The sequence below is a fragment of the uncultured Neglectibacter sp. genome, assembly GCA_937958185.1.
Classification (GTDB): domain Bacteria; phylum Bacillota; class Clostridia; order Oscillospirales; family Acutalibacteraceae; genus Acutalibacter.
Map to the genome: position 1 here is coordinate 86933 of CALFFN010000009.1, position 14785 is coordinate 101717.

14 protein-coding genes are annotated in these 14785 nt (G+C 58.0%); 12 read left to right on the forward strand and 2 right to left on the reverse strand.

The annotated features are described in order from the left end of the window. Positions 1 to 113: 113 nt before the first annotated feature. From obgE to AB8996_RS02795, 3 genes are read left to right on the forward strand one after another with little or no spacing between them, the layout of a single operon-like run. Positions 114 to 1385: a GTPase ObgE gene (gene obgE, locus AB8996_RS02785; protein ID WP_369297452.1), complete on the forward strand. Its 1272-nt coding sequence runs from the start codon at positions 114 to 116 to the stop codon at positions 1383 to 1385. A gap of 12 nt (positions 1386 to 1397) precedes the next feature. Further along, positions 1398 to 1802: a Mini-ribonuclease 3 gene (locus AB8996_RS02790; RefSeq protein WP_369297453.1), complete on the forward strand. Its 405-nt coding sequence runs from the start codon at positions 1398 to 1400 to the stop codon at positions 1800 to 1802. Positions 1803 to 1845: 43 nt separating this feature from the next. After that, the gene (locus AB8996_RS02795) at positions 1846 to 2730 is read left to right on the forward strand and encodes a YitT family protein (protein WP_369297454.1); all 885 of its coding nucleotides are present in this window, start codon (positions 1846 to 1848) and stop codon (positions 2728 to 2730) included. A gap of 72 nt (positions 2731 to 2802) precedes the next feature. Here the strand turns inward: AB8996_RS02795 and AB8996_RS02800 are convergent, their stop codons facing one another. Next, positions 2803 to 2943: a hypothetical protein gene (locus AB8996_RS02800; protein ID WP_369297455.1), complete on the reverse strand. Its 141-nt coding sequence runs from the start codon at positions 2941 to 2943 to the stop codon at positions 2803 to 2805. 90 nt (positions 2944 to 3033) lie between these two features. On the opposite strand from AB8996_RS02800, the gene AB8996_RS02805 reads away from it, so the two are divergent. Together AB8996_RS02805 and AB8996_RS02810 are read left to right on the forward strand one after the other, a co-directional pair. Then, entirely contained in the window at positions 3034 to 4428 is a 1395-nt protein-coding gene (locus AB8996_RS02805; protein ID WP_369297456.1) for an RsmB/NOP family class I SAM-dependent RNA methyltransferase, read from the forward strand. 38 nt (positions 4429 to 4466) lie between these two features. After that, a complete protein-coding gene (locus AB8996_RS02810) occupies positions 4467 to 5009 on the forward strand; it encodes a DUF3795 domain-containing protein (RefSeq protein ID WP_369297457.1) in 543 nt (180 codons plus the stop codon). Between the two features lie 25 nt (positions 5010 to 5034). Here the strand turns inward: AB8996_RS02810 and AB8996_RS02815 are convergent, their stop codons facing one another. Continuing rightward, positions 5035 to 6264 carry a nucleotidyltransferase family protein gene (locus AB8996_RS02815; protein WP_369297458.1) on the reverse strand — a complete coding sequence of 410 codons (1230 nt, stop codon included), beginning with the start codon at positions 6262 to 6264 and terminating at the stop codon, positions 5035 to 5037. 191 nt (positions 6265 to 6455) lie between these two features. Between AB8996_RS02815 and AB8996_RS02820 the strand changes: the two genes are divergently transcribed. From AB8996_RS02820 to AB8996_RS02850, 7 genes are all read left to right on the forward strand, one after another. Next, positions 6456 to 7664, forward strand: coding sequence for an acetate/propionate family kinase (locus AB8996_RS02820; RefSeq protein ID WP_369297459.1), 1209 nt, complete (start codon positions 6456 to 6458; stop codon positions 7662 to 7664). Positions 7665 to 7837: 173 nt separating this feature from the next. Continuing rightward, the gene (locus tag AB8996_RS02825; RefSeq protein WP_369297460.1) at positions 7838 to 10465 is read left to right on the forward strand and encodes an S-layer homology domain-containing protein; all 2628 of its coding nucleotides are present in this window, start codon (positions 7838 to 7840) and stop codon (positions 10463 to 10465) included. A gap of 241 nt (positions 10466 to 10706) precedes the next feature. Beyond that, positions 10707 to 12236, forward strand: a complete 1530-nt coding sequence (locus AB8996_RS02830) for a YifB family Mg chelatase-like AAA ATPase (RefSeq protein ID WP_369297461.1) — start codon at positions 10707 to 10709, stop codon at positions 12234 to 12236. Between the two features lie 98 nt (positions 12237 to 12334). Next, positions 12335 to 12907 carry a sigma-70 family RNA polymerase sigma factor gene (locus tag AB8996_RS02835; protein ID WP_369297462.1) on the forward strand — a complete coding sequence of 191 codons (573 nt, stop codon included), beginning with the start codon at positions 12335 to 12337 and terminating at the stop codon, positions 12905 to 12907. Between the two features lie 91 nt (positions 12908 to 12998). Then, on the forward strand, positions 12999 to 13202 hold the full coding sequence (locus AB8996_RS02840) for a DUF1858 domain-containing protein (RefSeq protein ID WP_369297463.1): 204 nt from the start codon (positions 12999 to 13001) through the stop codon (positions 13200 to 13202). Positions 13203 to 13283: 81 nt separating this feature from the next. Beyond that, the gene (locus AB8996_RS02845) at positions 13284 to 13970 is read left to right on the forward strand and encodes a class I SAM-dependent methyltransferase (RefSeq protein WP_369297464.1); all 687 of its coding nucleotides are present in this window, start codon (positions 13284 to 13286) and stop codon (positions 13968 to 13970) included. A gap of 32 nt (positions 13971 to 14002) precedes the next feature. Continuing rightward, positions 14003 to 14770, forward strand: coding sequence for a Nif3-like dinuclear metal center hexameric protein (locus AB8996_RS02850; protein WP_369297465.1), 768 nt, complete (start codon positions 14003 to 14005; stop codon positions 14768 to 14770). Positions 14771 to 14785: the final 15 nt, after the last annotated feature.

Below are 14785 nucleotides of genomic sequence, written 5' to 3' on the forward strand. Positions count from 1 at the left end.
TGCCTATTGCGGCAGTTGTTCTCCCCGCTGTCCCGAAATAGAAAGCGAAACGAAAACTTCTTCGGGTCATGCCTGAGGAAGTTTTTTCTTTTGAGTAAAAAGGAAGTGACGCTATGTTCATTGACATTGCGAAAATTAAGATCAAAGCCGGCGACGGCGGCGACGGAGCGGTGGCGTTCCACCGGGAAAAATATGTGGCGTCCGGCGGTCCTGACGGCGGTGACGGCGGCAGAGGCGGCAACGTGGTCTTCCAGGTGGACGACAATCTGTCCACTTTGGCGGATTTCCGCTACAAGCGCAAATATGTGGCGCAGCGGGGCGAAAACGGCAGGGGGAACCGCTGCTTCGGAAAAAGCGCGCCCGACCTGGTGGTAAAGGTCCCCAGGGGGACGCTGATCAAAGACGCCGAGACAGGGCGCGTGCTGGCGGATATGTCGGGGGACGAGCCCCAGGTCATCGCCAGGGGCGGCAGGGGCGGCTGGGGCAATTCCCATTTTGCCACCCCCACCCGGCAGACCCCCCGTTTTGCCAAGCCCGGAACTCCCGGGGAGGAGCTGGAGATCCAGCTGGAATTAAAGCTTCTGGCAGACGTGGGGCTGGTGGGCTTTCCCAATGTGGGAAAATCCACGCTGGTGTCGGTGGTCAGCGAAGCAAAGCCCAATATTGCCAATTACCATTTCACCACCCTGACCCCGGTGCTGGGCGTGGTGCATATGCAGGACGGGAAATCCTTTGTCATGGCGGATATCCCGGGTCTCATCGAGGGCGCGTGGCAGGGCGTTGGGCTGGGGCACCAGTTCTTGCGCCACGTGGAGCGCTGCCGGCTGCTGGTGCATATTGTGGATATAGCGGGCAGCGAGGGGAGAAATCCGAAAGAGGATTTCCGGGTCATCAACGAGGAGCTGCGGAAATTCAACGCCGAGCTGGCGGAGCGCCCCATGCTGGTTGCCGGCAATAAATGCGACCTTGCCACAGACGGGCAGATCGAAGACTTCCGCCAATTCGTAGAGGAGCAGGGCTATGCCTTCTTTCCCATCATGGCGCCGATCCGGCAGGGCGTAGACGAACTGATGAACGCGGTGCTTGCCCGGCTTTCCCAGCTTCCGCCTATTTTGCGGTATGAAGCGGAGCAGCCGGAGCTTCAGCCTGTGGAAGCGCTGCAGCGCGGCAAGGTGGATATCACCTGTGAGGACGGCGTGTATTTCGTCCGCGCGCCGTGGCTCTTGAAGATCATGAACAACGTGAATTTCGACGAGACCGACTCTCTCCAGTATTTTCAGCGGGTGCTGATCCAGACAGGGGTCATCGACGCGCTCCGGGAAGCCGGAGTGAAAGAGGGGGATACAGTAGATATGTACGATCTGGAATTTGACTTTATCGAGTAAGGAGGGGCGGCTTTGGAAAAGCTATTGGACGGCGGCGCTCCGCCGCTGAACGAAATGAGCCCCCTGACGCTGGCGTTTCTGGGAGACGGCGTTTACGAGCTGTTTGTCCGGGAATATCTGGTGGATAAGGGCAGCTGCCCTGTGAAAAAACTGCACAGCCGGGCAGTGGAGCTGGTGCGCTGTGAAGCGCAAAGCAAAGCGCTGACCGAAACCCTCTGGGAAATGCTTACCGAGGAGGAGCGGGCGGTGACTCTCCGGGGGCGCAACGCCCACGTGGGCCATGTGCCGAAAAACGCCCAGGTGGCGGATTACCACGGCGCAACGGCTTTGGAAACGCTGTTTGGTTATCTGTACTTAAAGGGAGAAACGGAACGCCTGCGGGAGCTGTTCACCGCAGTTCTGGAAGGGATAGGGTGATTCTTTGGAGAAGCGGAAGAAAGTAAAAAATTTCCTGCTGGATATGCTGTTTATTCTGGTGGGTTCCATGATCTACGGGCTTTCCGTCAATGCCTTTACCTCGCCCAACCACATTGCGCCCGGCGGCGTGACGGGTCTTTCCACCCTGATCAACTATGTGTTCGGCACGCCCATTGGTCTCATGGCGTTTCTTATCAATATCCCCATCATCATCTGGGCGATCGTTGAGATCGGCTACAAGCTGGTGCTGAGGACCATGATAGCTATTGTGCTGTCTTCCACGATGATAGACGTGTTTTCCTATTTCATTCCGGCGTACCGGGGGGATATGATCCTGGTGGCGCTGTTCGCCGGGCTCTGCGAGGGCGTTGGGCTGTCCCTGACCTTCATTCGCGGCGCGACCACCGGCGGCACGGATATGCTGGCGCGCCTTCTGGGGCGCAGGCTGCCCCATATGTCCATGGGTAAGCTGATGCTTGCCATTGACGGCGTGATCGTGGTGATCTCTGCCTTTGTGTACGGCAGCATTGAGAACGCCATGTACGCCTGCATCGTCATTTTTGTGTCCACAAAGCTGATCGATTCCATTCTTTACGGCACGGATTCCGGCACGGGCAAGCTGTTTTTCGTCATGTCGCCGAAGGTTCGCGCCATGGGCGACCGCATCATCAAGGAGCTGGACCGCACCGTGACTTATCTGGATTCCCACGGCGGCTATACCAGGGAGCCGGGGGAGACCATGATCTGTGCTGTCCGCCGGTTCGAGGTGTACCACATTCAAATGATCATCCGGGAAGAGGACCGGGATGCCTTTGTGATCGTCGGCGACGCCGGGGAGATCACCGGCGAGGGCTTCCGCCCGGTGCGCTCCGACGACAAGCCCTTGAAAGAAATTCTGCAAAGCTTAAAAAGCAAAAAGGATTCCTGAAAAGCGAAACCCCGAAAGCTTACGAAATAAGCCTCCGGGGTTTCCGAACGTCTTTTTCTGCCAGCGAGAACCTTAGAACTGCTCCTGCTGCTGGTTCTTGTTGTTCTTGGAATTCTGAGAATTCTGGTTCTTCTTGTTCTGAGAATTCTTGGAATTCTGGTTCTGGTTCTGATTCTGCTGGTTGTTGTTCTGGTTGTTCTGATTGTTACACATAAGCATATCGCTCCTTTCCGTTCTTTAGTGTGGGCGGAATGAATGGGATTATGCAAAAAAATTTGCCGGGCAGAAAGCTGCTTTTTGACCATGGGTCGGGATCGGAAAAAAGCAAGGGGCATTCTGCCGGGCAGGGAAAGGGAAGAGGTCGCCATTATGGAGCTGCCAAAGGTTTTCCTGGATAGAATGAAAGCTTTGCTGGGCGGGGAATTTTCAGATTACCTTGCCTGTATGGAGCAGCCGCCGAAAAAGGGCGTGCGGCTCAATCCGCTGAAATGTGATTGGGAAACTTTGGAAAAAAGCGTTCCCTTTGCCCTTTCTCCCACGCCTTTTTCCCCGCTGTGCCGCACTGCGGAGCATTTGGACAAGCCCGGTCTGCTGCCTGCCCATCACGCGGGAATGTTCTATTCTCAGGAGCCCTCCGCGTCCTCCGCCGTGACCGTCCTTGCCCCTCAGCCCGGAGAAAATATCCTCGACCTCTGCGCCGCCCCCGGCGGGAAGTCCACCCAGATCGCCGGGCTGCTGCAGGGCAGGGGGCTTCTCTGGGCAAATGAGATCGTTCGCAGCCGGGCTGCTGCGCTGCTGTCCAATCTGGAACGCATGGGTGCTGAAAATGCCGTGGTGTCTTCCTGCCACCCCCAAAAGCTCTGCGAAAGCCTGCGGGGGTATTTTGACCGGGTGCTGGTGGACGCTCCCTGCTCCGGCGAGGGAATGTTCCGGCGGGACGAGACCGCCGTCCGGGAGTGGACGCCGGAAAGCCCTGCCGCCTGCGCCCAGCGCCAGCAGTCCATTTTGGATTCCGCCGCGCTGGCAGTCAGGGAGGGCGGCGTGCTGGTGTATTCCACCTGCACCTTTTCCGTGGAGGAAAACGAGGGTACGGTAAAGTCCTTTTTGCAACGCCACCCGGAATTTACTCTGCTGCCCATTGAGGAAAGCTTTGGCAGACCGGCTTTCGATCTGCCCGCCGCCCGCCGCATTTTTCCCATGGACGGCGGCGAGGGGCATTTTGTGGCTAAGCTTCTGCGAACCGGGGAAAACCCCTGCCGTATCTTGACCCTTTCCGGGCAGGCGCGGAAGGAAACCGCCCGCATGGCGCGGGAGCTGTTTGACAGCCTGTTTTTCGACCCTCTGACCGCCCCCATCGCGCAATTTGGCGATAAAGTCCTTTTGCTGCCGGAGAAGCTGCCCCAGCTGTCCGGACTGGGCGTTCTGCGGGCAGGGGTAGAGCTGGGCGAGCAGCGGGGCAATCGTATTGAGCCGGCTCACGGTCTGTTCATGAGCAGGAAAAAAGTCCAGTGCCGCAATAGCCTGGACTTTTCCCCCGACAGCCCGGCGCTTGCGGCTTTTCTGCGGGGAGAGGAGATCGACAGCGGTACCGCGGGCTATACCGCCGTCTGTGTAAACGGCGTGGTCACCGGCTTTGGCAAGGCTTCCGGCGGCCGCCTGAAGAACCGCTACCCCAAGGGCCTGCGGAATTTCGGGTAGATGGAAAAATTACTGGCTGTATTTGTGAGGCTGATATCATGAAAGGGTTTGAGCGGGATAATCAATACTTTTCTCTTTGTGGGTTAAATTGCGGACTGTGCCCTATGCTTTTGGGAAATTACTGTGGCGGTTGCGGCAATGGCAATCAATCCTGCAGGATTGCGAAATGCAGTCTTGAACATGAAAAAATAGGATATTGCTATGAGTGCAAACAATATCCATGCGAAAAATATGAAAATATTGATGAATATGATTCTTTTATTACACACAGGCGGCGAAGGGCAGATTTAGAAAAAGCGCAACGCATAGGCATTGCGCAATATAATCTTGAACAGCAGGAAAAAGCACAGATTCTTTCCTGCTTACTGTCTAACTATAATGACGGGCGCAGGAAGAATTTCTTTTGTGTGGCAGTCAATCTGTTAGAGCTTTCAGAGATACAGGAGGCGATAAAGGAAATACAGTCCAATGACGAATTGCCCTCACTGTCATTCAAGGAACGGTCTTCGTATGTGGTAGAGGTGTTTCAAAGGATTGCCGGCAGAAGAAATATAGAATTGAAACTGATCAGGAAAAAGTAACAGCTTTCAGCTAGTCGGGGGGGATTCACTTGGGTGAAGCCCCTCTTGACAAATGCTCTTTTATCAGTTTTTCCGTATAATCCCGCCCGCAGGGAACAGGGACAGGGGTCATCAAGGCGTACAGGTCGTCGGCTGCTGCTTCCAGCTGGAACAGGCGGAGCGCGTCGCCGCCCAGCCTTTGAAAATCCGCCGCCCGGGCGGCAATGGGCAGGGCAGGGGAGGCTTTTTTCAGCAGCCTTTCTCCGCTGTCCGTCATGCCCAGTACCCGGAGATAGGGCGGGAGAGCGGGCAGGTCCTTTGTCACGCCCAAAAAGGCGTAGAGCACCAGCCGCCGGAGCCGGGCGTGAGAATACCGCTTGGATTTCACAAGCGCCAGAAATTCTTCCAGCGTTCCCGATTTTCCGGCAGCCGCCAGCAGCCGGTGCTCCAGCCCCTCGCTGACGTCCGGCAAAGCGGCAAACTCCGGCAGGGTCATGGTGCGAAGTTTACATAATATTGCACGCTCCAGCAAGGCGGTGTCTGCGGGGCAGCGCCCCGCCTTTATTTCTTCCGCCAGGGGCCCGACGGTATAGTCCGGCACGAGACCGTCCAAAGCCTTTCCAGCCCGCAGCAGCTCCCGCAGCTCTCCGGCGGAGCGGTTCTCATCGTCCGCTGCCGCTTTGTCATGTCCCGCGCCTACCCGGGGGAATACCAGCGGCTGGATACTGCTCTGTTCCCGCAGCAGCGCTTTTTCATATTCAATGCCAAGAATGGCGTTTGGAGAGCGCAGCAGCGGCAGGATATCTTCTCCCAGCAGAGCGATAAGCGCCTGCTCCCGCCGCTGGGCAAAGGGCTCGCCGTGGTCGGGCAGGGCGGCAAGGGCGCGGGAAAAGTCCTCAGACAGCAGGGCTTGGGCAATGCGCGAAAGCTGTTCCTGCCAGGGAAATTCGCTGCCGAACGCCAGATAGTCCACAGTTCCCAAAGCGGACAGCAGATGCACGCCCCCGGCGGCAAAGCGCTCTGCCCCCGCGCACGCCCAGGGGAGGGGCAGCTCCAGCACCAGGTCCGCTCCGGCTTCCAGCGCAAGGCGGCAGCGCGCCCATTTGTCCAGAATGGCAGGCTCGCCCCGCTGGACAAAATTCCCGCTCATCACGCAGACAAGCCCCTCCGCCCGCTGCTTTACCTGCCGGAACAGCGCTTCATGCCCTTTGTGCAGGGGGTTCAGTTCGCAGATGATCGCCGCGTTTTTTTTATTTTGTGTCACTTTCTCCGGCATTTTTCCCCAAAACTCCTTGAATTTGGCTGCAAAATGTACTAAAATAAAAACGATATGTCCCGGCGGCGCCGTCGGAACCCAACTTTATCTTACCGCAATCGGTCGCAAATGGCAAGCGCGACCGGGCGTAAAAGTAGATTTTCCCGAGCGGGCTCCGTTCGGTCACAAATTTGGAAAGGAAGAAACAGAACATGAAAATTCTCGTTATCAATGCAGGCAGCTCGTCCCTGAAGTACCAGCTGATCGACATGGACACGGAGGAAATGCTGTGCAAGGGCAACTGTGAACGGATCGGTATGGAGATGGGCGTTTTTACCCACAAGACGGCAGACGGCAGAGAGCTGCACAAGGACGTCGCCATGGCTGACCACACCGCTGCCTTTACCCAGGTCAAGGACGCTTTGATCGACCCTGAGTACGGCGTGCTGAAAAGCCTGGACGAGGTGTCCGCCATCGGTCACCGCGTGGTGCAGGGCGGCTCGCTGTTCAGCAAATCCGTGCTGGTGGACGACAAGGTGATCGAGGGCATCGAAAGCCTGATCCCGCTGGCGCCGCTGCACAACAAGGCGCACGTGCAGGGCATTCGCGCCTGCCGCAATCTGTTCGGTGACAAGGTGCCGGAAGCCGTGGTGTTCGATACCTCCTTCCATTCCACCATGCCCCCCAAGGCATATATGTTCCCCATTCCTTATGAGTATTACGAGAAATACGCCGTGCGCCGCTATGGCGCTCACGGCACCTCCCACCGCTATGTCACTGCCCGCTGCGCGGAGCTGATGGGAAAGAAGCCGGAGGACTTGAAGCTTATCACCTGCCATTTGGGCAACGGCTCCTCCATTTCCGCTGTGGATCACGGCAAATGCGTGGACACCAGCATGGGTCTTACCCCGCTGGACGGCTTCATGATGGGCACCCGCACCGGCACGCTGGACCCCTCCGTGGTCACCTTCCTGATGGACAAGGAGCATCTCAGCCCTGTGGAGATGGATCAGGTGCTCAACAAAAAATCCGGTCTGCTGGGTATTTCCGGCGTTTCCAGTGATGACCGCGACGTCACCGCCGCTGCCGATGAGGGCAACGAGCGCGCGAAGCTTGCGCAGGATATCCTGGAATATCAGATCTCCAAATTCGTGGGCGGCTATATGGTCACCTTGGGCGGTTGCGACGCTATCGTGTTTACCGCGGGCATTGGCGAGAACCAGCCCCGCCACCGCGCTGCAGTCGGCAAGGCGCTGGGCTTTTTGGGCGTGAAGATCGACGAAAAGCTGAACGAGGAGATGATCCACGGGAAAGAAGGAAAGATATCCACTCCCGATTCCTCCATTGAGGTCTATGTGATCCCCACCAACGAGGAGCTGGTCATCGCCCGGGATACCAAGGCGCTGGTCGAAAACCAGTAAAGCGAAAAAAGACTTCCTTTGATTTTGAAAAAGCTCCGGCGATCGGCGTTTATCCGATAAGCGGAGCTTTTCCTTTTTCTGTGAAATTCTCAGAAAAGATTGCAATTTTGAAACCTTTCCTGTATAATAAGTATGTTTTATGTAAACACCAGAGATTTTTTGGAGGTTACAACGTGAGACACTTGCTGAAAAAATTGGGAAAACGAGCGCTGGCTCTGCTGCTGATGGCTCTGCTCTGCTTCGCCGCGCCGATGGGCGTTTTGGCGGAGGAGGACGTGTCTGGGGAAGTGTCTTCTTCCGTGCCGGAAAGCGATACTGTCGAGCCGGGGGAAACGGCTTCCGCGCTGCCGGAAGAGGAGCCGGAGGGATCCGACCCCAGCCCGGAGGACGAAGCGTCCTCCGCTCCCGCGGAAGCTCCTGTGGAAAGCGAACAGGAGAGCGAGGGAACAGGCGCTCAGGAAAATAAGGAGACCACCTTCGCCGCTGATTCCCTGCTGGTCCTGGGCGGGCACGAAACCTATATGAAGGGCTGCGACAATGCGATGTTCAAGCCCGGCAACGCCATGACACGGGCGGAGGTGGCGCAGATGCTCTATGCGCTGCTGGTGGAAAAGCCCGCTGTCACGGAGTCCCAGTTCAGCGATGTGAACCTCACCAGCTGGTACGGCGTCGCGGTCAATACCCTGGCAAAGGCAAAGGTGCTGACCGGCTATACCGACGGTACGTTTGCGCCGAACAAAGCCATTTCCCGCGCGGAATTTGTCACGGTGATGACCCGGTGCTTCCATATGCCGGAGGGCACGGCGACCTTCTCCGATGTGTCTGAAAATTATTGGGCGTATGACGCCATTTCCGCCGCCGCTACGGCAGGCTGGGTCAACGGTGTGGGAAACACCGGGCAGTTCCAGCCCAACCGCGGCATTCAGCGGTGCGAAGCGGTAAAGGTAGTGAATACGGCATTGAACCGAAAGGACGAGAATTTTGCCAAGGACAGCGGTACCCAGAAATTCCGCGATGTTCCCAAGAGCCATTGGGCGTATCTGGAAATCGCGGAAGCGGCGCAGCCCATTGAGCCATATGTTCCCGATCCCCCGATAGACGACCCCGTGGACGGGGAATATAAGGCGGGGCAGCTTGTGCGGGTCACGGCAAACGGCGGGCTGAACCTGCGGGAGCAGCCCAATACGGATTGCGCGGTTCTTACGGTTTTGGGAACGGGAACGATCCTTACGGTCACCGGCGTTCCTTCCGAGGGCTGGCTGGGTGTGAAGACCTCTAACGGCACTGCGGGATATGTCTCTGCCGAGTATGTAGAGCACTATACTCCCGGCGCGGCTTCCGGCGCGAAGCTCTCCGCCACGACCCTGTCCCTGCGGCAGTATCAGACCGCCCGTCTGGACGCTTCTGTCGATTCCGGTATGGCTTCCATGAGCTGGACGAGCTCCGATCCCTCTGTGGCGGTGGTGGGCTACAGCGTCAGCTATGGCAGCAGGAAGCAGGGGGCAATGGTGTACGGCAAGAAGCCCGGCACCACCACCCTGACCTTCTCCGATGCGGCAGGAAAGAACAAGGTCACCTGCAAGGTGACGGTCGCTGCGCCGGAATCGGTGCGGTATGCCTATGCTGGAGAAAATTCCGCGATCCGCGGCAAGAACTTTGACCTGGTCGCCGTAACAGACGCCGGACGCACCTCCGTGACCTTTACGATCACAGCCGGTCCTGCCAAGGGGACCTACAGCACCACCAGCTCTACGACAGAATCCAGAAAGTCTGAATACGGTCTGCCCACCAACACGGTGCGGGTGTTCAAAAAATCCGTGGCATTTTCGACGGCGGGCACCTATACGGTCCGGGCGGTGGCGAACGGCGCTTCCGATTATAAGGATTTTACCGTGTTCGTCCGCGCCAATGAGGAAAGCGCCAATACAACTGCCGCCGGGGAACGCCGTGCGACTACCCAGGGGCTGTGCCTGATCGCCAATTTTGAGGGTCTGGTAGAGGAAATTGAGGACGATGTGATCGCATCCGGCAACCCCACCGTGGGCTATGGTTACGTGGTGCCGGTGAACACCTCCTTCTACAACAATCTGACCAAAGCGGAAGCCTTTGCCATGCTGGTGGACAAGGCGAATAACGGCGGCTACTCCGCCGGGGTGAACCGCTTCCGGCAGAATAACAACGTAAAAATGAGCCAGGCGCAGTTTGACGCGCTTCTGAGCTTCGTCTGGAACTGCGGCACGGGAACGCTGGACGCCAGCGAATACGACACCCCCAAGGTCATGCTGAACGCCGTGGTGCCGCCCTCCGACCTGTCGGAAAGCAGACCCTACAGCGGCACGCTGCGGGTAGGTTCCTCGCCCATTTATAAGGAAGCCAGCCGTACGAGCGGCGTTCTGACCACCGTGAAGGACGGTTCTACCGTCAGTGTGACCGGCGCTAAAGGCATTTCCAGCAGCCACCAGGTATGGTACAAAGTGAAATATGGAAACTACACCGGCTGGATGCCTGCCGGAAAAGTGACCCTCAGCGCCACCGGGCTGACCCGTGACCTTGCCTATGCAGACGCCGGCACTCTGTCCGATAATTTCATGCAGTGGCACAAATCCGGCGGCTGCGTGTACGGTCTGCTGACCCGCCGTCTGGCGGAATGCAAGGTGTTCTTCTTCGGGAATTATTTGGACGCGTTCCACAATTATGTGGACTTCGGCGAGGGAATGCAGTATTCCCCCAGCCCCAATTACGAAAAAAATACTTACGGCTTTGTGTTCCCGGATTGCTGTAAGCGGTACGAAAACAATTGAGTGTTTCAAAAGAACCGGCTCGAAAAGAGCCGGTTCTTTTTGCGTCTTTTTGAAAATTCCCGGGCGCTTCAAATTTTATTCCTTTTTTCGAGCTTTTATGATATACTAGATACTGGATGTTAGATTCTGGATGCTAGAAAGGGCGTAAGGGCAGAAGAATTGCTGGGGTCGGGTCGCACGGTTTTTTTCACTGTATTTTAAGAAATTCCATAAAATGATCGGCAGGGCAGGGAGTAAAGGTATGGTAGCGAAAACACACAGCATGGGAATATTCGGCATGGAAGCTTTTTCAGTGGAGGTAGAGACAGACCTTTCCACCGGGCTTCCGGCATTTGAGTTGGTGGGGCTGCCGGACGCCGCGGTCAAGGAATCCAAGGACAGGGTGCGGTCGGCGATCAAAAACTGCGGCTACCAGTTCCCTGTGGGAAGGATCACCATGAACCTTGCCCCGGCTGACCGCAAAAAGGCGGGTCCGCTGTACGACCTGCCCCTGCTGGTGTCCCTGCTTACCGCTTCCCGGCAGATCGCCTGCCAAACCGACGACGCCGTATTTTTGGGCGAGCTTTCCCTTTCGGGCGAGGTGCGCCCGGTGCACGGTGTGCTGGTCATGGCATGCGCCGCCAGAGACGCGGGCTTTTCCCGGCTTTTCGTGCCGGAGCGCTGCGCCGCGGAAGCCGCCGTGGTGGAGGGGCTGTCCGTCTATCCTGTCCGGGACGTGCCCCAGCTGCTGGCGCATTTGCGGGGCGAGGAGCTGATCGTCCCTGCCCGTCCCGCAGCCACGCCGCCGGAGCTGGCTCCGCCCTTGGATTTTTCCGATGTGAAGGGACAGCCGGAGGTCAAGCGCGCCATGGAGATCGCCGCCAGCGGCGGTCACAACATTCTGCTTTTAGGGTCTCCCGGCTCCGGCAAAAGTATGCTGGCAAAGCGGCTGCCCACCATTCTGCCGGAAATGTCCTTTGAGGAAGCACTGGAAACTACGAAAATTTACTCCATCTCCGGCGGGCTGCCGGAGGGAGTTTCCCTTTTGCGGGAGCGTCCTTTCCGGGCGCCCCATCACACCACGTCCACTACGGGACTGACAGGCGGCGGCACAGTGCCCCGTCCCGGGGAGATTTCCCTTGCCCACAACGGCGTGCTGTTCCTGGACGAGCTGCCGGAATTTCCCCACGCGGCGCTGGAAGCATTGCGCCAGCCTTTGGAAAACGGCACGGTAGAGGTGGTGCGCGCCATCGGTTCCGCCAGCTTCCCCAGCAGGTTTATGCTGGTCGCCGCTATGAATCCCTGTCCCTGCGGCTATTTCGGTCACCCCACCCGTCCCTGCACCTGCCCGCCCCACGCGGTGGACAGGTATCTGGAAAAAATTTCAGGTCCTCTGCTGGACAGGATAGACCTGCATATCGAAGTGCCGCCGGTGGAGTTCGACCAGCTTTCCGGCAGCGGCGACGGGGAACCCTCCGCGGTCATTCGCAGGCGCGTTTCCGCTGTGAGAGCGCTGCAGGCGAAGCGTTACGCGGGGCTGGGCTTTTCCTGCAACGCCCATATCCCGGATTCCGTGTTCCAGGATTTCTGCCAGCCCACCGAGGAAGCCACCAGAATGCTGAAGCGCACCTTTGAGAAATTCGGTCTTTCCGGGCGCGCGTACCGCCGTGTGCTGAAGGTGGCAAGGACCATTGCCGATATGGACGGCAGCGAAGCCATCGGCGCTGCCCATGTGGCGGAAGCGGTGCAGTACCGCACGCTGGACCGAAAATATTGGCAGAAGGACATTTGAAGCAAAAGGATCCCCTGACAGGACCCGATTTTCTATAGTAGAGTGGTTTTCGGGTTTTATATGTTCAGGCAGACTTTTCACCGGGAGGAGGCGGCAGCATGGCGGAGGACTACAGCGTATACGGCGACAACGAGCTGGCGGCACTGGTGCGGGAAAACAGACCTGACGCGTTTGGCGAGCTGAGCGCCCGCTACCTGTGGCTGATCCGTGTGAGAGCCGCAGAATTTCAGGGCGCGGACGCCCCCGAGCGGGAGGACCTGCTGCAGGAGGGCTTTGTGGGGCTTTACGCGGCGGCGGTCTCCTTTGACGAAACGAAGGGAACCTCTTTCCGCACCTACGCGGGGCTGTGCATTTCCCGGCGCATGGTGGACGCCGCCCGGCGACATGGCAGCGAGAAAAACAGGCTGCTGAACGAATCCCTGTCTCTGGACAGCGAAGCGGCGCATACCCTTTCCACGGAAACCACGCCGGAGGATACGGTGGAGCTGCGGGAGCAGTTCCAGGGGCTGCTCCATAAGCTGGAGATGGCGCTGACGCCGCTGGAGCGGAAAGCGCTGACCCTCTATCTCAGCGGCTGCAAGCGCTCGGAGATCGAGGAGCGTTCCGGCATGCCCCTGCGCACATACGATAACGCCATGTTCCGGGTGCGCAGCAAAGTAAAAGCATTGTGAAAAAATATCTTTTTTGCCTGCGGTATTGCAGAGCGGCGAAAAGGGTATTATAATGGGTGTAACGTTGAAAAAAGGAGGGAAACTGAAAACTATGGCAACCATCACCAAAGATACTATCATCGGCGATATTTTGGACCTGGACGGCACGACCGCTCCTTTCTTCCTGGAAATGGGAATGCATTGTCTGGGCTGCCCTTCCTCTCGTGGAGAGACGTTGGAGCAGGCGTGTGCAGTGCACGGCGTAAGCGCAGACGAACTGGTGGAGAAGCTGAATAAGCACCTCCAGAGCAAGTAAGAAGAAGTCACATTTCTGCTGCCGCCGACGTTTGCCGGGCGGCAGTCAGTTTTTTGGGGAACGGAAAGGCGGTGTGGTACGATGGCAAGACCTCTGTTTCAGCTCAGTCCAAGATTGGCGCTGTGCGCCCAGCTTGTGCGGGAAGGCGCCGCGCTCTGCGATATTGGGACGGACCATGCCTATCTGCCTATCTGGCTTTTGAAAAGCGGGAAAATTTCCCGCGCTTTGGCGGCGGATATCAACGAAGGACCCCTGGCGGCGGCGAAAAGCAACGCGGAAAAATACGGGGAAGCAGAGCGCCTGACCCTCCGTCTGTCCGACGGGCTGCGGAATATCCGCCCGGAGGAGGCGGACGATGTCGTCATTGCCGGCATGGGCGGGGAGTTGATGCTCCGTATCATCGCGGAAACGCCCTGGCTGCGGCAGCCGGGAAAGCGCCTGATCCTGCAGCCCATGAGCTCCGTGCAGGAGCTGCGGATCGGCTTGCGGGAGCTGCAATTTGCCGTTTTGACCGAACAGGCGGTGGAAGACGCGGGAAAGGTCGATTCCGCCTTTTCCGCCCAATACATAGGAAAAACGCCTGCCGCAGAGGAGCTGTACCCCTATTTGGGCATGCTCCAACCGGGCGAGCCCGCTGTGAAGCCCTACGCGGAAAAGGTTCTGCGGGAGCTGTACAGCCGCCTGAAGGGCGCAGAGCGGGGCAGAGCGGAGCAGCCCCCGGAGGAGCTGCGCAGCATCATTGCAAAAATAGAGGACAAATATTTATAGAGCTGGAAATATCCGCACAGAAAGGGATTTTTATGGCACGAGTACAGGATATTTATGATATCATCAACGCCGTCGCGCCCTTTGACGCCGCCATGAGCTTTGACAATGTGGGCATTCTGGTGGGCGAGGGCAACGCGGAGGTCACCCGGGCGCTGATCGCGCTGGACATCACGGAAGCCGTGGTGGAAGAAGCGGCGTCTATGAACGCGAACCTTATCATCAGCCACCACCCGGTGATCTTCCACCCGGTAAAATCGCTGGGCGGGCGGGATATTCCCTACCTGCTGGCAAAGCACGGCATTCACGCGCTGTGCTGCCACACCAATCTGGACGCTTCCCCGGTCTGCGGGGTCAATGTGGCGCTGGCAGGCAGGCTGGGGCTGCGGAGCATTCACGCGGAGGACGTGTTCGGCGAGGAATGCGTGCTGTTTGCCGGAGAGCTGGAGCAGCCCATGTCCCCCCAGGAATTTGCGGCTCACGTCAAAAGCAGCCTGCACGCCGGGGCGGTGGGAATCATTCCCGGGGAACACCCGGTGAAGAAGGTGTTCCTGTGCAGCGGCGCGGGGGGAGAGTACGTCCATTTTGCCGCCTGCCGCGGCGCGGACGCGTACCTGACCGGGGAAATGCACCATCACGAGGCGCTGGAGGCTGCCCGCACAGGTCTTACCTGTGTGGCGGCGGGGCATTATGAAACGGAAAAGCCCTTTGGGGAATTTCTCGCCTCCTATCTGAAAAAGCGGATCCCCGACACATCGTTCCTGCTGTCCCAGCGGGAGACCGCGCCCCTGCAGATACTGTAACATTTTACGAACATA